Annotated in this window: 13 protein-coding genes; 5 read left to right on the top strand and 8 right to left on the bottom strand. The window is 63.4% G+C overall.

All coding sequences use genetic code 11. The annotated features are described in order from the left end of the window. Positions 1-53: 53 nt before the first annotated feature. Both BO996_RS29065 and BO996_RS14445 read right to left on the bottom strand, forming a co-directional pair. A complete protein-coding gene (locus BO996_RS29065; RefSeq protein ID WP_071955195.1) occupies positions 54-1,097 on the bottom strand; it encodes a hypothetical protein in 1,044 nt (347 codons plus the stop codon). A 241-nt stretch (positions 1,098-1,338) separates the two neighbouring features. After that, entirely contained in the window at positions 1,339-2,901 is a 1,563-nt protein-coding gene (locus BO996_RS14445; RefSeq protein ID WP_198041288.1) for an AAA family ATPase, read from the bottom strand. Between the two features lie 547 nt (positions 2,902-3,448). On the opposite strand from BO996_RS14445, the gene BO996_RS14440 reads away from it, so the two are divergent. Further along, positions 3,449-4,405, top strand: a complete 957-nt coding sequence (locus tag BO996_RS14440; RefSeq protein ID WP_071955191.1) for a BRO-N domain-containing protein — start codon at positions 3,449-3,451, stop codon at positions 4,403-4,405. A gap of 97 nt (positions 4,406-4,502) precedes the next feature. Then, complete coding sequence (locus BO996_RS14435) at positions 4,503-5,162, top strand: hypothetical protein (RefSeq protein ID WP_071955189.1); 660 nt, start codon at positions 4,503-4,505, stop codon at positions 5,160-5,162. A gap of 39 nt (positions 5,163-5,201) precedes the next feature. Here BO996_RS14435 and BO996_RS14430 read toward each other — a convergent pair whose 3' ends face one another. Together BO996_RS14430 and BO996_RS14425 are read right to left on the bottom strand one after the other, a co-directional pair. Next, positions 5,202-5,486, bottom strand: coding sequence for an immunity protein Tsi6 family protein (locus tag BO996_RS14430; RefSeq protein WP_071955187.1), 285 nt, complete (start codon positions 5,484-5,486; stop codon positions 5,202-5,204). Positions 5,487-5,610: 124 nt separating this feature from the next. After that, a complete protein-coding gene (locus tag BO996_RS14425) occupies positions 5,611-7,770 on the bottom strand; it encodes a methyl-accepting chemotaxis protein (protein ID WP_071955185.1) in 2,160 nt (719 codons plus the stop codon). Between the two features lie 257 nt (positions 7,771-8,027). Between BO996_RS14425 and BO996_RS14420 the strand changes: the two genes are divergently transcribed. From BO996_RS14420 to BO996_RS29690, 3 genes are all read left to right on the top strand, one after another. Then, entirely contained in the window at positions 8,028-8,891 is an 864-nt protein-coding gene (locus BO996_RS14420; protein ID WP_071955183.1) for a LysR family transcriptional regulator, read from the top strand. Between the two features lie 96 nt (positions 8,892-8,987). Beyond that, positions 8,988-10,145, top strand: coding sequence for an agmatine deiminase family protein (locus BO996_RS14415; RefSeq protein WP_071955181.1), 1,158 nt, complete (start codon positions 8,988-8,990; stop codon positions 10,143-10,145). Between the two features lie 222 nt (positions 10,146-10,367). Then, a complete protein-coding gene (locus tag BO996_RS29690) occupies positions 10,368-10,532 on the top strand; it encodes a hypothetical protein (protein WP_232240532.1) in 165 nt (54 codons plus the stop codon). Positions 10,533-10,557: 25 nt separating this feature from the next. Here BO996_RS29690 and BO996_RS14405 read toward each other — a convergent pair whose 3' ends face one another. Genes BO996_RS14405 through BO996_RS14390 form a run of 4 tightly spaced genes read right to left on the bottom strand, consistent with a single transcriptional unit; the run spans position 10,558 to position 18,024 of the window. Further along, positions 10,558-11,211: a response regulator transcription factor gene (locus tag BO996_RS14405; protein ID WP_034392317.1), complete on the bottom strand. Its 654-nt coding sequence runs from the start codon at positions 11,209-11,211 to the stop codon at positions 10,558-10,560. An 18-nt stretch (positions 11,212-11,229) separates the two neighbouring features. Continuing rightward, the gene (locus BO996_RS14400) at positions 11,230-14,487 is read right to left on the bottom strand and encodes a hybrid sensor histidine kinase/response regulator (RefSeq protein WP_071955178.1); all 3,258 of its coding nucleotides are present in this window, start codon (positions 14,485-14,487) and stop codon (positions 11,230-11,232) included. A 20-nt stretch (positions 14,488-14,507) separates the two neighbouring features. Beyond that, positions 14,508-15,719, bottom strand: coding sequence for an EAL domain-containing response regulator (locus tag BO996_RS14395; protein ID WP_071955176.1), 1,212 nt, complete (start codon positions 15,717-15,719; stop codon positions 14,508-14,510). A gap of 4 nt (positions 15,720-15,723) precedes the next feature. Beyond that, positions 15,724-18,024, bottom strand: a complete 2,301-nt coding sequence (locus BO996_RS14390; RefSeq protein ID WP_156897955.1) for an ATP-binding protein — start codon at positions 18,022-18,024, stop codon at positions 15,724-15,726. Positions 18,025-18,129 lie beyond the last annotated feature (105 nt).

The raw sequence follows: 18,129 nt of genomic DNA, 5'->3' as shown, positions 1-18,129 counted from the left end.
CATTCCGCCAATTACCAGGCTGCGAATGCGTCAAGCCGTACCGCCCACATGACTCATAGTGGCATGATCGCCACTCCATGACCTGGTCGCCACCATTCGAAAAACACCTCATCCAGCGCATCGCGCTCGCGTTGATCGTTAGTCCACGCCTTGGCAATATTGAACACTTTCTTCATTCTCGCAAGTTGCTCATCAAGACTAGGCATTTCTCGAGTCTGCAAGCCCTGGACGACTCCGGTGATGCGGTCAACATCCTCCTGACAGAGTTCATTGGGCGCCACACTGAAACTGGTCACTCCAGTGCGTGTCATGACCGGGGGAATTGCGCGAAAAATGACTCGATGAAGTGCCTTATCACCGGTAGCCAGCGCGGACTGGCTTCCGATCGAATATCCTAATTGGCGCAGAAATGGTAGCATCAGCCACATATTTAGGTCGCCTGCACGATTGCGGAGGTACGAGACACTCATGTAATCGCTTTCGTCTTTGCCTGCGGGTTGGAAATCCAAAAAAGAAGAGAGATAAGAGTAAGCAGGCTTTGGATCATTTTCCCACCTAAACGACTGCTGCTTTTTCAGCGTAACCCCCAGCGCTATCAGGGCAATAGCACCAGTGAAGCGCGGAATATCTGACTGCCCCATTTCTTTTAAGCGCGCCAGCGACTCATCAACTGATATCTTCTCCGATAGCAGGCACTTCATAATTGCGACAAACGGAATTACCGAGGTAAACTGCCTGCGAAGTGCCTTTTCGTTCTTCATTAATAAATGAACTTGATCGCTTGCGTATCCTTTGCGAAACTTGAGGCCGTACTGCTCAAGATTATTAATCCATCCATCGATGCGAGTGTCCGGATCATTGCGAAAACATGAATTCGACATCCATTGCTCTTGAATTGCCATCCAGGGATTTATCAAACAATTTTTAAGTGTAATCTCAGGTAGTTCCGAAAGCCATTTAGACCTGACAAGGGCATTGTTATCCAAGAAGAGTTCGAGTTCTCCTCGGCTCCGTTCAACGTTTAAAAATGGCCAGATCACGGCGGTACCTGACTCGGTACGTTGACAGCGTTGAAGATATGGGATAGCTTCGTTCATATGTGAATTTGGTTTTTAAGATTCAAGAGAGAAGACACCCCCTCCAAATACCATTCGCTCACGAATGGCGGCAATTGGAAGCTCTGCGACCATCGCTGAAGGTAACCCATGGTGGCTGCACGAAAGGTCACAGGCCGGCATCCGCTTTGCAGCGATTGCCGACTCTGTGGACGTGCACGGTTGCGTAGACCACAAGGCCACGCAGTCGGAATTTTGCCCGGCTCGCCATAGAGGCAGATTTCTAGCCACCTGCTCCGTTGAATTGATGGGCAGAGTTTTCCACCAGACGCGCTTCGGCTGACACAGCCTCCGTGGCAGGCAAAGATGCTGCAGCTTGAGCGGATGCAGGAATGGCAGATTCCAGGACGCGCAGCAGCTGCTTCGGGACCAGCACCTCAATTCGTCCATTCGCCCTTGCAGCTAAGAAGTAGCTGCTGTGATCTGCGATCTCAATAGCCCGAAACACATCCGCAACAATCATAGAGGCGTCAAACGTACGCAAGTTTTCGAAGGTCATATGGCTAGCATCAATACGGTCAGCAAGGAACTCGAAGAACTTGTTTCTCTGGAATATCGACTTCCTCTGGGAGCTAATAGACGCAACTATCGTCTCCTGCACGTCCGACAACGATCGTCCTGAAGCTGCGGCGAGAGTTTCGGGATCCAACATAATGTTCTCGACACAGTAATACGGCAGATGTATGAATTGTTCGTCATGCGGAAACGGATTTCCCTGGTTGTCGCCGTCGATCATGAAATGCGCGTTTGCCCAACGTCCGTGGGCCAGTTGGTATTGGTACAACGACTTGACGTTTGTACTGTTGCCGCACTGTGAGGTAGTGACGTTTGCGCCGTAGGTATCGGCTAAGATTTTAATTAGATTAGCGTGAGCATGATCCTCAACAAAAAGTGTAGGCTTCGTGAAGTCCCCAAGTGCGACGATCTCAATGGCATCGCCAGCGAGTCGACTCCGCTGCTGTGGTGTGAGGTCCTTGCCCCATGCAACCCGCTGGTCGTCCCCCCACCGTAGGAACTGTGCCTTGGGAAAGAAGCGTGGCTTGAAGATCGTCCTGCTGTGCGTTACTACTATGGCCTGCTTCCCGGTGTTTTCGCAGAAGTCGTCTAGAAAGCTAAAGAGCCGCTCTTCCAGATGCCAGTTCAGATGGACTTCAGGCTCGTCAATCAAGTAGACGTCAACGTTATCCCTGCCAGTGTGGATACTGAGTATCAACGAGAGGACTTCCTGCTCGCCCATCGAAAGACCTTCGATAGGGAACTCGACGTGCCCATGCTTGCACATGCCGATTCGCGGGGCACCCAAATTTTTGTCCCAGTGGGCCTGTAGACAGTAGTGCGGGAAGACGGATTGAATGACGCCGTTGAACTCACCCGTCAAAGCCTCCATGTGAGCAGTTCGGTCCGTACCGTCCTTGCATCGGTGTTCGAAAAGCAAGTAGTAGAGGTCTCCTAAGGAGGGGTAATTATCGAATCCAGAAGTGTTTATCTGTGCCCCGATCCGTTCATTGACGTTTGATTCCCAAGTACGGTTGTTTTGTCGGAAGAACTGAAGGATCGCCTCGCTTGCCCGTCGCTCAGAATTCCTCTTTGGACTAAATGTTTGCATCCGCAGTACTGCGGGGTAGTGCGCCTGCACTCCGCCGCCGCCGCGTAGCGCTTGCAGAAGTTGGGTTTTCAGCGTCCCGTTCTCCCCGCTGATGATGTTGAGCCCAGGCAGGAACTCCATGGTTCCACGCAACAGACCGTCACGTATGTCTACCTTTGCAGAAACGATGTAGTTCCTCATTATTTCCCCTTGCTGCATCACTCAATTGTGAGTGCATCCATCTTACGGTCCGGCCACGTGTACTCGGCGGAAATAAAAGTCTGCTTGCGGAGAAACCAGTCACTTAGCAGAGCAAACATCAGAGACCGTCTTCAGGCTGAAGCCGTCGCTCAGAAGTCTGCGGGGGCCGACTGTTCATGGCCCTCTGCTGACGCCCAGGCATTGAGCAACTGATCTGTGAAAAAATCAAACCAAGTGACGTTGCCCTCTCAAATCACTGCAAAGCCCACTCACGCAACACGTCCCTGCACCCTCCATCTAGCACTCCTACGTAACCGCCTTGGGCAGCTCCCGCACGCCCCACCTGCTACGATCCCCCCGGTGCTCAACACACCTTCATAGGCGGAAGTCACTCCCGAAAGTCAGTGGCATTTCGCCCATACGCTTTGCCTTGCCCTGCAATCCAGGGCAAGTCTTGTTTATGGCCGGGCTGCCCGCCGCTGCATAAAGCCATTGCGGCAAAGACGGACGGGCAACCCTATGACCGTGTTGACATAGGAGGCCATTCATGGCTTTGCGATCACCGTCCGTCCGTGGAATCCCTGCAGACGACATCACCCCCCAAACCCTCCACTTCGGCGACATCCCGATACGCACGTTCCCCAGGAATGGCGTGACCTGGTTCATGGCCAAGGATGTGTGCACCGTCCTGGGCATCTCCCGCCACAAGCTGGCCACCGGCAAGCTCGCTGAGGACCAGCGCTGCACCGTTCGCCTTTCCAGCGAACCCAGCCGCAAGCCCAGGCGCGAAGCCGTGGCGGCCATCAGCGTGGACGGCCTATATGCGCTGATCCAGGCCAGCGCCTCAACTGAGGCAAAGCGCTTCAGGCGCTGGGTGCAGCGCAAGGTGCTGACTGGCGTGGAGGCTCCAGCCAAAGACAGCAAAACCAAGTCCAAGACCAAACCCGGGTGCGATGCCAGGCACCCGCCCCAGAGCCTGGTCTCGAGCCCCGCACCCAAGGTCTTGCGCCGCATCCGCACCTGCGATGACCTGTCTTTCACACGGCGCAATGCGAAGGGGGAGCGCATTCAGTGGTTTGTGCCGCCGCGCGCGAACAGCGGGCATGAGCACTATGGGATTGGAGAGATCTGGTTCAGCGAGGTGGTGGAGTTGGCCCGCCACAACCCCAGGCATGCCTATGACGCCATGCGGTTTGCGGGGCCGGAGATGGCGCGGTACTGGAACCATGGGCACCCTGACGGCTTCTTCGACCGCATGGCGCGTTGGGCGCTGGGGGCCATTCTTGCCAATGCGCAGGAGCCCATGCTGCCGTTCGAGCTGCCCTGCCTGGGCTTTGCGCCGCTGGAGGGCATGGAGGCCATGCTGGCGACTGCGGCTGCGCCCCGGCCGCTGCCGGACCATGTGCAGGAGACCATCGACAGGCAGGCCTGGCAGGAGGCGGCCGAGTGCCAGCGGCATTACTACGAGCGCCGCCGCCGTGACCTGATGGCGCGGCACGACTGACGCGGGCTTCAAATGCCACTCCTTTACCCCAGGAGTGGCCAGCGGCTGGCTGGGCAGTGACCTGGGCAGGGACAATGGCACATATAGCGAGACTCCCATGAAGTTGAACCTGCTCACCCTGCACGAAAGTGACCTGGCCGCACTGCCTGAAGGCGTGTACCTTCGCCGCCTGACCCACCCCATCACCGAGATGTTCATGGCCCTGCTGCCTGCGGTTGAGATCAATGGCAGCAGCAAGATTGCCGTGGTTCTTGGCCCCCAGGGCGAAGCGGAGGCGTTCGACAATGTGCTTGGAGTGACTGCGGTTTTTGTTGAGAATTTCGACTTTGCGCATTTTCTGGCGCAGGACCGCGCTGCCCAGAACCAGCAGTTGCTGGAACTCCTGCGCCAGTGCCTGATGGACATCGCCAACCGCAAGGGACCGAACCTGCAAGCCGTGCAGGCCATCAACGCAGCAGCGGATGCGGTGGTGCAGCGCCAATTCCAGCTGACGCTGCCCATCAAGAAGCTGGGCAAGAGCAGCAGGGACAGAAAGTCCCGGGTGGAAGTGTTCCGGCACCTTGATTCCGAAGTGGGTGAAGCCTGGTATTGCGAAGTGACCAGGGCAGGCCAGAGCACCCCGCAAAGGCTGTGGATGAGCGATATGCCCGGCTTCATTGACCGCCGCGACTATTTCAAGACCGCCGAGATCAGCGGCAACAGCTACATCGCCAAGAGCCGCCTGGGCCGGGTGGTCTTCGAGACTCCGCTGGCATAGCGCCAAACTGCCCTCGCCATTTCCTTTGCTGGAGCGCGCTCAGGGCAAATCGATCTTCAGCCCGCGCGCGGTCTGCACGGCCACGTAGTGCGCATCCTTCAGGGCCCGGGCCAGCTCTGGATCGGTCTCGTCGAACTCCTTGACCGCAACGCTGCCGATGGTGATGTGGTGCAGCCTGGAGCGATCCAGGCCCCGGTCCAGCAGCACCGCACGCACGTATTGCAGCTGTTGCGCCAGGTGCTGGAAGACATCGTGCCCTGGCAGGGCCAGGGCACGTTGGGCCACCAGCGCCAGGGCGCGATCGATGTATTCAAGGGGCGTCAATGGGATTCAACCGGTTCATGCAGTGGCTGCAGAGCATGCCAGAGCGCCGCGGGCCTGAGAGGGCGGGCCGCTGGAGCCAGGGGCCCCAGGGGCTCCGGGCTCCCCTGGCCTCACGCGGTGGCTCTCAGAAATTGTCCCAGTCGTCATCAGCCGTGGAGGCCATGGCGACGGGCTTGGCGGCGGCCGTTTTTGCCGGGGCGGCCGATGCTGCGGGCTTGGCTGCGGCAGCGCTGGGCGCCAGCGCCGGGGCACGGTGGATTGCGGCGCTGGTGGTTGGCGCGGCGCTCGCTGCGCGGGCCGCAGTCTGCAGCGGCGCACCGCTGCCGCCCGGCAGCCTGAAGACCGAGACCACGCGCACCAGTTGATCGGACTGGTGGCGCAGGCCTGCGGCGGCGCCGGCCATTTCCTCGACCAGGGCCGCGTTTTTCTGCGTGGTCTGGTCGATGTGGGTGATTGCCTCGGCCACCTGGGCGACGCCGCTGTTCTGCTCGGCGCTGGCGTGGCTGATGTCCGAGATGAGCTGGGTGACCTTGCGGATTTCCTCCATGGCCTGTTCCATGGTTTCCCCGGCAAACGCGGCCTCCTGGTTGCCGGTGTGGATTTCGGCGACGCTGTGGCTGATGAGCTGCTTGATTTCCTTGGCGGCCTCGGCGCTGCGGCCTGCCAGGGCGCGCACTTCCTCGGCGACCACGGCAAAGCCCCGGCCATGCTCGCCCGCCCGGGCCGCTTCCACGGCGGCGTTGAGGGCCAGGATGTTGGTCTGGAAGGCAATGGAGTCGATGACGCCGATGATGTCGGCGATCTTCTTGCTGCTGGCGTCTATGCCCTGCATGGTCTGCACGACCTTGCGCACGGCCTGCCCGCCTTCGGTGACGACGCGCTGGGCCTCGCGCGTGATGCGGTCGGCCGATTGCGCGTGGTCCGCGTTGTGGGCCACGGTGGAGCCCAGCTCTTCCATGGCGGCGGCGGTCTGCTCCAGCGCGCTGGCCTCGCTTTCGGTGCGGGCGGCCAGGTCCTGGTTGCCCTGGGCGATTTCAGCGCTGGCCAGGGCCACGCTGTGGGCCTGTTCGTTCACGCTGCCGACCACGCGCGTCAGGCCCGTGCTGGTGGTGTTCATGGCTTCCAGCAAGTGGCCGATTTCATCCTGGCGGTCGCTGGCGATGCGCACGGTCAGGTCGCCATCGGCAATGGCGTAGGCCATGTGGCTGGCCTGCTTCAAGGGGCGCACGATCATGCGGCGGATGAGCCAGAACCATGCCGCCGACAGCAGCAGCACGGCGCCCAGGCCCATGAGGGCGAACTGCAGGACCAGGCTGCGGGTCTCGGACACGGCTTCGTCCACGTAGGCGCTGGTGGCAATGACCCAGTTCCAGGGTGCGTATTGGCTGAAGACGACCAGCTTGTCGCGGGCCTGGGTTTCGCCCGGATTGGTCCAGGGATAGGCCATGCTGCCCTGCTTGCGGTCCAGCATGTCGCGGATGAAGAAGCGGCCATCGCCGTCCTTGGAATCGCTCATGTTCTGGCCTTCCAGGGCGGGATGCACGACCAGTTGGCCGCGCTGGGGGCCGTCTTCGGCATTGAGCACGTAGTAGTAGCCGGTCTGGCCCACCTTGAGCGCGCGGATGGAGTCCTTGAAGTGCTCCAGCAGTTGCGAGAAGTCCTGGCCCACGAAGGCGATGCCCACGGTGGCGCCGGAGGCGTCCTTGAGCGGGCGGTATTGCGTCATGTACTGGCGGCCGAACAGGTGGGCCAGGCCCATGTAGCTTTGGCCGGCCTGGATGGCGGCATAGGCGGGATGGGCGCGGTCCAGCCGGCTGCCCAGCACGGCCGCGCTCTGGTCGCCTTTCTCGTTTTTGAGCGTGGTGGCAATGCGCACGAAGTCGCCCTGCCCCTGGGCCGCAAACACGGTGGCCACGGCGCCGGTGCTGCGCGTGAAGGCCTGCAGGTGCGCATCGTTGCCGTTGAGCGGCTGGCCGTCCAGGCTCAGCACGGGTTCGCCGCCGCTGGTGTCCAGGCTGAGCGTTCCCTGCAGGCTGCGCGCCAGGCTGTCGGCCAGGAACTGGGTGCGCTGGCGCAGCTCCTTGTCGGTGGACTCGACGAAGTTGTGCAGCATCTGGACGCCCTGCTGCATCTCGTTGTGCATTTTTTTCTGCAGGGACTTGCTCACATCCCAGGCAATGCCCAGCACCAGCAGCGCCAGGATGGCGGCGACCCAGACAAAATTGGTGAGTGACAGCTTTGCGCCCAATCCTTGGCGGCGCCAGAAACGTTGACCGATGTGCATTGATGCATCTCCTGTGCGGCGTTGTGCGCCGCTGTTGTGCGCGCACAGGCGGGGAATGCCTGCGTGCCAAGCCATGCTGACCAAAGTCAAGCCCTGGTGATTCATGGGCCGAAGCGTATCGACGCTGCCGCATGCGGGATTTGAGATGGGTCAAGGAAGTAACCAAGTGTTGCAACGACAGCGTCCGGTCCATCGCGCCCCGGCTTCGGCTGGGCGCGTCGACAATTCCGGTTCCACCGCTTTGCCTGCCGTGCCCCATGTCCAATGCCCGCCTCCCCTCCTTCCGGTTCCTGATCGGCTTCGAGGCCGCAGCCCGCCTGGGCAATTACTCGCGCGCGGCAGAGGAGCTGTGCATTTCCCAATCCGCCGTGAGCCACCAGATTGCGCAGCTGGAGCAGCAGTTGGGCCAGCCGCTGTTCCGCCGCAAGGGGCGCGGCGTGGAGCTGACGGTGGCGGGCCGGCTGCTGCTGGACAGCGTGGGCAAGTCGCTGGACCAGATCCGCCACGGGCTCAGCCGCATAGAGACCTACATGGACGACAGCCTGGTCACCATCGTCTGCCCCGCCCCCGTGGCCAGCGGCTGGCTGCAGCCGCGCCTGGACGGCCTGCTGCAGCGCCACCCCCAGCTGTGCCCCATCGTCTCCACCGACGAGACGGCGCGCTACATCGACGAGCTGGATGTGGACATCGCCATTACCCGCGAGCCGCTGCGGCAGACCGATGTGCTGCAGGTGCCGCTGCTGGCCGACGAGCTGGTGGCCGTGCGCGCACCCGGGCCGCACACAGGCGACGGCCTGCTGTGCCTGGAGGAAGACCTGACCAGCGACCGCACCGGTCCCTTCATCCGCCAGCACCTGGGCCGGCTGCGCAAGACCGCCATCTACGACGACGCACGCCTGCTGCTGGACGCGGCGCTGCGCGGGCGTGGCTGCGCCGTGGTATCGCGCCTGCTGGCGGACGAGGCACTGGTCACGGGCCGGTTGCAGTTGGTGGAAGGCATTCCACCCTTTGCGCTGGGCCGCCTGTGGATGTCGCGCATCGAGGGCGAGCCGCGCATGGCGCTGGTGCGCGAGGTGTTCGACTACCTTGTGGAGCAGGCGGTGCCGCTGGCCAAAGCATGAGCTGGGTTGATTGATTGCGGCAAAAGATATCAATTTTCAGAATGAATACGGGCTCGGACAATCGCAGCATTCCCCCAAGCACCTGCTGAAGACACCATGCCTTACGCCCTTTCCCGCCGCTGCCTGCTGAACTGCCTGGGCCTGTCGCCCTTGGCGGCCCTGGCCGGCACCGCCGCCGCACGCTCCACGGCAGCCCGTGCCGAAGGCAGCCGCCAGGACCCGGACAGCCTGGCGACCTGGCACATGCCCGACGAGGGCGACCCGCACCAGTCCACCTGGATGTCCTTCGGCCCCAGCGAAAGGGTCTGGGGCCGCCGCCTGCTGGAGCCCGCGCGCGAGCACCTGGCCGGCATTGCGCGCGCCATTGCCGCCTTCGAGCCCGTGAACATGCTGGTGCGCGAGCGCGACTACGACCTGGCCGCGCGCCTGTGCGGCAACCGCGTCAAGCTGCATGTGCAGCCCGTGGATGACCTCTGGATGCGCGACACCGGGCCGGTCTTCGTGCGCAGGCTGGGCAGCGGCACTGGCAGCAGCAAGGGCGAACTGGCGGGCGTGGATTTCAACTTCAACGGCTGGGGCGACAAGCAGGCGCATGACAACGATGCCGAGGTGGCAGGCTTTGTCACCGAAGCCGCCAACGTGCGCCACCTGGAGACCGAGCTGGTGCTGGAGGGCGGCGGCATCGAGGTGGACGGCCAGGGCACGGCCCTCATCACCGAAAGCTGCGTGCTCAACCCCAACCGCAATCCGGGCCTGTCGAAAAGCGCCTGCGAGGCCGAACTCAAGCGCCTGCTGGGCCTGCGCAAGATCATCTGGCTGCCCGGCATTGCGGGCCGCGACATCACGGACGGGCACACCGACTTCTATGCGCGCTTTGCCTCGCCCGGCGTGGTGGTGGCGGGCCTGGACGACGACCCGGACTCCTACGACTACGCCGTCACGCGGCGCCACCTGGACATACTGCGCCAGGCCACCGATGCGCGCGGGCAAAAGCTCAGCGTGCAGGTGCTCAAGGGTCCGTCATCGGTGCGCAGCAAGCTGGAGTCCAGGGAGTTCGCGGCCGGCTACATCAACTTCTATGTGTGCAACGGCGCCGTGATCGCCCCGCAGTTTGGCGATGCCCGCGCGGACGCCAACGCCCGCTCCCTGCTGCGCGAGCTGTTTCCCCGCCGCGAGGTGGTGCAGCTGGACATCGATGCGATTGCCGCCGGGGGTGGCGGCATCCACTGCACGACACAGCAGCAGCCGCTTTGATGCGCGCCGTACGGCAATAAGAATCGTCTTAACCTTGGCTGCGCAAGGCCGGGCAAGACTGGAGAGCGGTATATCGATCCGTTTTTTCCAGAAATGCAGCCAAAGAGAACGTCCCAGAAACTGTGCGACCCGTGCTACGAATTGCTGAGCAATACAAGCCTGTCAACGCCCCACCCCGGACTGAGGTTCCGCTTTTACTCACTGGAGCAGGATGCCAATTTCGTGAACTATGACTGCGTGCATTGCCAGGCGCCCCTGGCGATGAAGACAAGCCGGCGCGGGGCACTTCTGGGGTTTCGCCTGATGCCGTCCGAACCGCACTATCGCCTGGGCGAGGGGGACGCCGAGGACGGCAGCCAGGCGCAAGGCCAGGCGCTAAAAGGGTGACCGGCTTGTGCAGCCCGCAGGCCGGTCAGTCGAAGAGATGGTGCTCGGCGCAGAAGGCCGCCAGGTCCTGGTTGCTGTCCACGTTCAGCTTGCGCATGGCGGAGTTCTTCTGGAGGCTGACGGTCTTGACGCTGCGCCGCAGCCGTGCGGCGATTTCGGTGATGGACTCCCCATTGGCGAAATGCCTGAGGACTTCGAACTCGCGCGGCGAGAGGCTGTTGGCGCGCTCGGCCAGGAAAACGGACCGCTCCTGCCTGGGCGTGTCGGCCTGGAACGAGGGCGAATAGTAGCGGGCATTGAGGCGGACACACTGCAGCGCCGCCATGATCTGGGTGAGCGGCTCTTCCTTGAGCAGCACACCGGCGACGCCGGCGTCATACAGGGCCGAGATGATCATGGGGTTGGAGACGGTCGTCAGCACCAGCACCTTGATGTCCGGGAAGTGGCGTATCAGATAGTCCACGTAGCGCAGGCCATCGCCATAGACATCGTCGCCCGGCATGGAGTAGTCGGTCAGAACCACGTCCAGCGGGTTCGATCTGGCGTATTGCATCAAGGACGATGGCGTGCTGAACGTGGCCACGACCTGGAGATTGGGGTCCTGCTCCAGGAAGTCCTTGACGCCAAGCAGGACCACGGCGTGGTCGTCCACGACAGCAATGCGCAGTTTCAGTTTCATGGGATCGCAAGCAAAGGGTTAGGGCTGGGGCAATTGCGCCATCATGGCGCGAAGGTCGGCCAAGAGGTCGTCCAGCAGGACTGACAGCGCGGCCTGCAGGCCGGGCTCCCGGGTGCCGTTCGGGAGCTGGTCCTCCAGCGACTGGGTGCGCGCGGCAAGCTCCTGCATCCTGGCCAGCAGCAAGGCGCCGCGCATGCGATGCAGCGCCTGCGCGGCCAGGTCGGGCCGGCGCTCATCCAGGCCACGGGCCAGCATTGCGATGTCGTCGTTCATGCACTGCACGAAGACCTGCCTGTGCGTCTGCAGCACGTTGGGCTCCGACAGGGCCGCAGGCTGCGGGGTATCCCCCACCGGGGTATCGGCCTGGGCAGGCGCCGGACGGAGCCGCTTTTTCGGCGCGAATTTCTCCAGGGTGCGGACCAGCGTGCGCAATGGGATGGGCTTGACCAGCCAGGCATTCATGCCGGCATTCAGGCAGCGGTTTTCCTCGTCCAGCATGGCATTGGCGGTCACGCCGACGATGGGGCAGGCAACGCCCTCCGCACGCAGCCGCTCCGCCAGTTCGTAGCCGTTGAGGTAGGGCATGTTCACGTCCGTCAGCACCAGATCGTGCGGGCTGATGTCCCACAGCGCCAGCGCCTCCTCCCCGTCGTCGGCGACCGTGACTTCGCAGCCCAGGCTCTCGAGCTGGCCGCGCAGCGTCACCTGGTTGACGGGATTGTCCTCGGCGACCAGCACGCGCAGGTCGAACAGGGGCAGATCGGAGCCGGAGCCGGCCGAGCGCTGTGCGCCGCCGAGCACCTGCGCAATGCCCAAGCCGATGCTCAGAACGTTGTGCCCGTCGATGCCCCGGTTGTCCGGCGAGGAAAGGTTCAGGTGCGGCCCCATCCATCCGGGCGCGGGGCTGTCCGCCGGCAACAGGACGTCCAGCAGCAGCTCATCCTTGTCTGCGGCCACCGGAGCGGCGCCCGCCACGCGGGCCTGGCCGCCCCAGCGCTGCAGCCAGGCACAGATGTTGTCCGTCAGCTCGGGGTGGGGAGTGCGCACCGCGATCCGGGCACCCTTGAGCTCGGGCGCCTCCTCCTCCTGCGCGACGGTCTCCAGCCCCAGCTCGAACCAGAACCGGCTGCCCAGGCCGGGCTCGCTCCAGACCTCGATGGAGCTGGACATCATCCGGGCCAGGCTCCAGCAGATGGACAGGCCCAGGCCCGCTCCACGGGCCGTGCGGCTGCTGTTCTTGACGAGATAAAAGGGCGTGAAAAGCTCGCCATGCAGGGATTTTTCTATGCCCACGCCCGTGTCGCAGACCTCGAACACCAGCCGGACCTGGGAGGCCGTGCCCGGCACGCTGCGCAGGCGGACGATCACATGGCCGGCCTCCGTGAACTTGATGGCATTGCTGATGAGATTGCCCAGGATCTGGCGGATGCGCACCGCATCGCCCAGCACCGACTCGGGCACCTGCGCGTCCACGCAGGAAAACAGCAGCAGGCCGTTTTGCTGCGCCATGGCGGCATAGGAGCTGGTGCAGTTTTGCACCAGCTCCCGGGGATTGAACGGGGCCTTTTCCAGTTGCAACTGGCCCGCCTCGATCTTGCTGGTGTCCAGGATGTCGCTGATGATCTGCAGCAAGATGGACGAGGAGGCTTCGATACGGTCCACATACTTGCGCTGCAGCTGCGTGAGCTCGGTCAGGCCCAGCAGCTCCAGCGTGCCCAGCGCGCCATACAGCGGCGTGCGGATCTCGTGGCTCATGGTCGCCAGAAAGGTGGACTTTGCCTCGTTGGCCTCGTCCGCCGCGATTCTTGCCCGCTCCAGATTGCTCTCGATTTCTGCGCGCGCACTGACGTCGGCAAACACGCACAGCGTCACATCCTGGCCCAGGTAGCGGGTGGGCGCGTAGGCCACGTAAAGCGTTCGGCCCTGCGCGGTGACCAGCTGCTCCATGGTTCCTGCGGCCCTGGCGTGGACAATTTCATCCAGCGCTGCCCTGTTTTCCGGCGAGCCGGGGCGCAGGTAGCCATCGGCCGAGTGCAGCCACTCCTGCACCAGCGAGTTGCTGAAGATGATCTTTCCACTGCCGTAGGCCACAAGGCAGACAGCCACGGGGGCGGTTTCGATCAGCGTCCTGTTGAATTGATTGCTCTCGACGATGACCCGCTGCGCTTCCTGTGCAGGCGCAATCACCTTGCGGTTGAACCAGCGGGTATAGGCGATACCGGCCAGCAGGCTCAGCAGCAGGGCCAGGACCAGGCCGGCAGAGGGCGCGAACAGCCGGCCCTGGAAAAAGGTGGCGTAGTCCACCTGGTAGTAGCCGGTCCACCGGCCGGAGGCATCCTCGGTCTTGAGGATCAGGCCGTTGCGCGTGTACCGCATCCCCGCCTCGTCCACCTGCGGCACCGGGCCGGTGCCCATGAGCACGCCGAAATCCCGGTGCTCCAGCCAGAAAAGATGCCTGGGCAGCGTATGGATGGATCTTTCTATGGCGCTGATGCGCTGGCGGCTGAAAAGGATGGCGGCGTAGATCGGGCTTGTGGCGGCTTCGTCGCCGGCATCGATATGGCTTGAAAAGCCGGCTGCGACCATGCCGATCATCTTTTCCGGGAACTGGGGCGACCGGAACCAGACGATCTCCTGCGCCGGCGCCGTGGAGCCGGCGCCAGGCCGGGCATCGGCGGCCCTGGCCCGCAGATGCGCCTTGACGGCGGCAATCGTGCTGTCGAACATTTCCTGCGTGACGCTCTCGTTGCCTATGGGCACGTCGATGGCCGGCACGCCGATGCTGATCGCCCCATCCTCCTTGGTGAAGAAGGCAGCGGCTGCCGGGAAGTAGGAGCCTGCCCAGAAGGACGAATAGCCTGCGGCCAGGGAGCTGCCCAGCGAGAAAAGCCGGTCCGGGAGCGTGTCGCAGGCCGCGCGCGCAGAGCATTGCAGTGAAAAGGGAATGCCGCCGATGGCCTCGCGGCCACGGAACATGCGGTAGTCCGCCTGCGCAGGAGCAGGCACGTCGACGATGGTGGCTACTCTCTGGTCCGGCAGCGCTTTCCAGGACTCGTTGCGGCCCTTGAGCCGCCGAAGAAAGATCTCCTGCTCGTCGAGCGAGCCGACGATGGCGGAGAAGTTCAAGGCCAGGCGGCCCTGCTCCTGCTCGAAGATCCTCTCAGAGCCCCACAGCAGCACGGCGATGAGGAAGATCGCAAGGGGAAGCACTCCAAACAGTACCCGGTTCTGCCAGCGTGTGGTGCGTGTGATCTTGCTGAACGGGGAGTCGGGCATGGACGCCTTGCGTGCTTGGGTCAGGTGGGGTTGCCTTGGTGTCGGGGTTCGGATGCCAGCATAAGGGCAAATTCGCTGGCGGGCACCGCGGCGGACAGCAGATATCCCTGCACGCAATCGCAGCCGATGCTGCGCAGCAACTCCAGGTCCTGGGTGGTCTCCACCCCTTCCGCCGTCACCGTCAGGCCCAGTTGCCGCCCCAGCTGCACCGACGATGTCAGGGCGGCTGTGCGCACCTCGTCACCCGCGGCGCCGGCCACGAAGGCCCGGTCGATCTTCAATTCGGTGAAGGGCGTGGAGATGAGGCTGTACATCGAGCTGTAACCCCGCCCGTAGTCATCCTGGGCCAGGCCGAAGCCTTTGAGCCGCAGGCGGCTCGCGCACATGTAGTAGTTGGCAGGTATGCCGACGGCCTGGTCCTCCAGCAGCTCGAACGTGATGTTCTCCGCAACGATGCCGCACCGGGCCGCCATGTCGTGCAACTCATCCGGCAGGCCAATATCGTCCAGCAGCGGTATCGGCAGGTTGACGGACACAGGCACGACATGTCCGGCACTGCGCCAGGCCAGGTGCGCCGACATGGCGTCTTCCATCATCCGCACCAGCAAGGCATGGTCCAGGCCATGGAACCGGATGGCGGACATGAACGAGCCCGGCATCATGAAGCCGAACTGCCGATCGTTCCAGCGTGCCAGCGCTTCCACACCGACGGTGTGGCCCGTGAGCAGGGATTTCTTGGGCTGGAACCAGGCCTGTATGGTTTTCTCCTCCAGCGCCTGGATCAGGTGTGCCTTGGCGAAAATCGGCCGTTCCTTGATGCCTGGAGCGCTTTTCCTCTCGCAGGCACGCAAGGACCTGAGTTGGCTGGCCAGGACCTGGACATGGTCCGCACCGAACGGCTTTTGAAACATCCCGACGACGGAAAAGCCGGACTCCTTGGCCATGAGACTGACACTGTTCATCAACCGGCGCGAGCAGGAGCTGGATATGACGAGCATGGGATGCAGGCCGCGCTGGCTCAGTTCATTGATGAACTGCAGGCCGTCCATGTCGGGCATTTTCAGGTCGGTGATGACGAGGTGGAATCCGCCATCGCGCAGCATTTGCAGTGCATCGCGTGCGTTGCAGGCAATGTGCGTGTCCACGATTCCCGCCTCCATGAGCAGGCTGCGCGTGTGCTCGCAGCACAGGGCGTGGTCGTCAAGAATGAGTACTTTGAATGTCGACAGCATGGGATCAGTTCCTGCATTGCTTGATGTGGTTCAGGGTGGTGCGCAGCACCGCCAACGTGAATGGCTTGCACAGCAGGCTGTCGAAGCCGGCCGGCAGTCCGTCGCCCTGCCCTTGCGCCTGCGTTTGCGTCTGCGGCTGGGCATTGGCCGTCAGCCCGACGATCGGGCGGCCGTAGCCACGCTTTCTGAGCGCACGCGCCAGGGCCAGGCCGTCCAGCAGCGGCATGTGCAGGTCGGTGAGAACGGCGTCGAATTCGAGCAGGCCGGGCATGGACAGCGCGTCCTGTCCATTGCTGGCCTGCTGGACCTCGCAGCCCAGCACCTGCAGTTGCTCTCGCAGGATGATTCTGTTGATGGGGTTGTCCTCGACGATGAGCACACTCAGCCCCATCGGCTCGTGGACCTGGGGAGCGGCGGCGTACAGGTCAGGGCGCGCGCCCGGCGCAATGCCCTGCTGGGCCATGCCCAGCGCCTGGCCCACGGCCAGCACGCCAGGCATGCTGGTTTCCCACACACGGGCCTGCAGGGTTTCGCGGGGGACCTCGCCCGGCGCCAGCGCCAGAACGCATTTGCCCGTCCATTGCGGACGGCGCACCGACCGTGGCCAGGCTTGCACCAGCACCGCCTGTTCATTGGGGCCCTGCACCTGCTCCCGGTACGGCTGGGCCATGGCGCCCCAATGCCGAAGCCAGGCGCACAGGTTGTGCACCACTTCCGGAATGGCGCCATCCACGTAGACGGTGTGCGGCAACAGGCTGGGCACCGCCTCATAGCCTGCCGCGCTCTCGCGCGGCAGGCGCAGCTCGAATGACACGCAGGTCCCCAGTCCCGGCTGGCTGGCGGCCGTCAGCCGCCCGCCCATCTCCTGGCTGAGGCGCAGGCAGATGGACAGACCCAGGCCCGCGCCCTGGACCTGCTGCTGCGTGGCCGCATGGGCACGGAAGTACGGGTCGAACAGGAAGGGCTGCTGCTCCGGCTCGATGCCGATGCCCGTGTCCTGCACCTGGAACCGCAGGTCGGTGCCTTCCTCGCTGTCGCCCATCACCTGCAGGCGGATGGCCACATGGCCGGAGAACGTGAACTTGATGGCATTGCCCACCAGGTTGTCCAGGATCTGCCGCAGCCGCAAGGCATCGCCCACCAGCAGCGGCGGCGTTTTCACATCGGAGACGGCATACAGCTGCAGCCCCTTTTGCTCGGCACGCGACAGCAGGCCCGCGGCCACGCTGTCGAGCAGTTCGGTGGCCGAGAACGCATGGGCCTCCAGTTGCAGCCGGCCCGCCTCGATGGCCGACAGGTCCAGGCTGTCGTTGACGATGCGCAGCAAGGAGGCCGACGCCTGCTGCATGGCCCCCAGGTATCGGGTCTGTTCGGAAGGAGCCCTGGACAGCGCCAGCAGCTCCAGCGTTCCCAGGATGCCAAAGAGCGGCGTCCGTATTTCGTGGCTCATGGTGGCCAGAAACTGCGTCTTGGCCTGGCTTGCCGATTCGGCGCGCAGCTTGGCATCGACCAGCGCTGCCTGCGCCTGCCTGAGCGCCGTCACATCGCTGACCAGGCAAAAAACCACCGGCTCGCCTGCGTGGCTGGTGTGCGTGGTGCGGACCTCCACCAACCGGCCGTCTCCCAGCACCAGCTCGCGCCGGCCCTGCTGCGCGCCCGCGGCAACGGCATGCTCGAACCAGGAAGCATCACTGCACACCCACTGCCGCGCCAGTCCGTTGGACAGCAGCAGGCTGCGATCGCTGCACCGCACCAGCGCCAGGCCCACAGGGGCCGTGTCCAGCAGCTTTCGGCAGAGCGCATCACCGGCGGCGCAGGCGCCTGCCCGGCTCCAGGCCGAAGCCGGCACCCTGCGGCGCAGCCGGCGCACGCACCATGCAATTACAGCCATGAAGGCAAGTCCCAGCGACACGGACCCCAGCAACAGCCAGACATGGGCCCTGACCAACTGCCGCGCGGGCTCCCAGCGGCCTGCAAGCCATCCGGCGTTGTTCGCGGATTTGCGCAGCAACAGGGATTCGGGAAGCGCCTGGCCTGCCTGCATCAGTGAATGGAGCGGCCCGGGCTGGCCCTGCGGTGCGCTGGCGCGCCACGGCCAGGCATAACCGGCTTGCGTGTGGATGGCTGCGTGCGTGGCCCCCACCGCAGCGTCCAGCAGCAGGAAACATCGGTCCATGAAAAACAACTGAATGTCTCGCACGGGCACATGACCCAGGCTGCGCGATGGCGTCGCCGGGGCGGCGTCGTCCCTGCCGCCGTGACCGGCACAGGCCAGCATGGCCATGATCGCCAGTGCAAATGCCATCAAGTCACGCCGTGCCAGGGACAGGCACAGCCTGTGATGTGTCGATCTGGAAGAAAACAAGAGAGCTTGAAACTGGCGCATTGCCGAATCTTAGGAATCAAAAGG

It is taken from the genome of Delftia sp. HK171 (assembly GCF_001886655.1).
In the GTDB taxonomy this organism is placed as follows: Bacteria; Pseudomonadota; Gammaproteobacteria; order Burkholderiales; family Burkholderiaceae_C; genus Comamonas; species Comamonas acidovorans.
The sequence above is the reverse complement of the archived record's forward strand: the minus strand, read 5'-3'. Positions and strand labels throughout refer to the sequence as shown.

Excerpts from the sequence above, each read along its gene's own strand:
- BO996_RS14445 (WP_198041288.1), bottom strand. The coding sequence starts at position 2,901 with ATGAGGAACTACATCGTTTCTGCAAAGGTAGACATACGTGACGGTCTG.
- BO996_RS14440 (WP_071955191.1), top strand. The coding sequence starts at position 3,449 with ATGGCTTTGCGATCACCGTCCGTCCGTGGAATCCCTGCAGACGACATC.
- BO996_RS14400 (WP_071955178.1), bottom strand. The coding sequence starts at position 14,487 with ATGCCCGACTCCCCGTTCAGCAAGATCACACGCACCACACGCTGGCAG.
- BO996_RS14425 (WP_071955185.1), bottom strand. The coding sequence starts at position 7,770 with ATGCACATCGGTCAACGTTTCTGGCGCCGCCAAGGATTGGGCGCAAAG.
- BO996_RS14420 (WP_071955183.1), top strand. The coding sequence starts at position 8,028 with ATGTCCAATGCCCGCCTCCCCTCCTTCCGGTTCCTGATCGGCTTCGAG.
- BO996_RS14405 (WP_034392317.1), bottom strand. The coding sequence starts at position 11,211 with ATGAAACTGAAACTGCGCATTGCTGTCGTGGACGACCACGCCGTGGTC.
- BO996_RS14435 (WP_071955189.1), top strand. The coding sequence starts at position 4,503 with ATGAAGTTGAACCTGCTCACCCTGCACGAAAGTGACCTGGCCGCACTG.
- BO996_RS29065 (WP_071955195.1), bottom strand. The coding sequence starts at position 1,097 with ATGAACGAAGCTATCCCATATCTTCAACGCTGTCAACGTACCGAGTCA.
- BO996_RS14395 (WP_071955176.1), bottom strand. The coding sequence starts at position 15,719 with ATGCTGTCGACATTCAAAGTACTCATTCTTGACGACCACGCCCTGTGC.
- BO996_RS14415 (WP_071955181.1), top strand. The coding sequence starts at position 8,988 with ATGCCTTACGCCCTTTCCCGCCGCTGCCTGCTGAACTGCCTGGGCCTG.
- BO996_RS14390 (WP_156897955.1), bottom strand. The coding sequence starts at position 18,024 with ATGGCATTTGCACTGGCGATCATGGCCATGCTGGCCTGTGCCGGTCAC.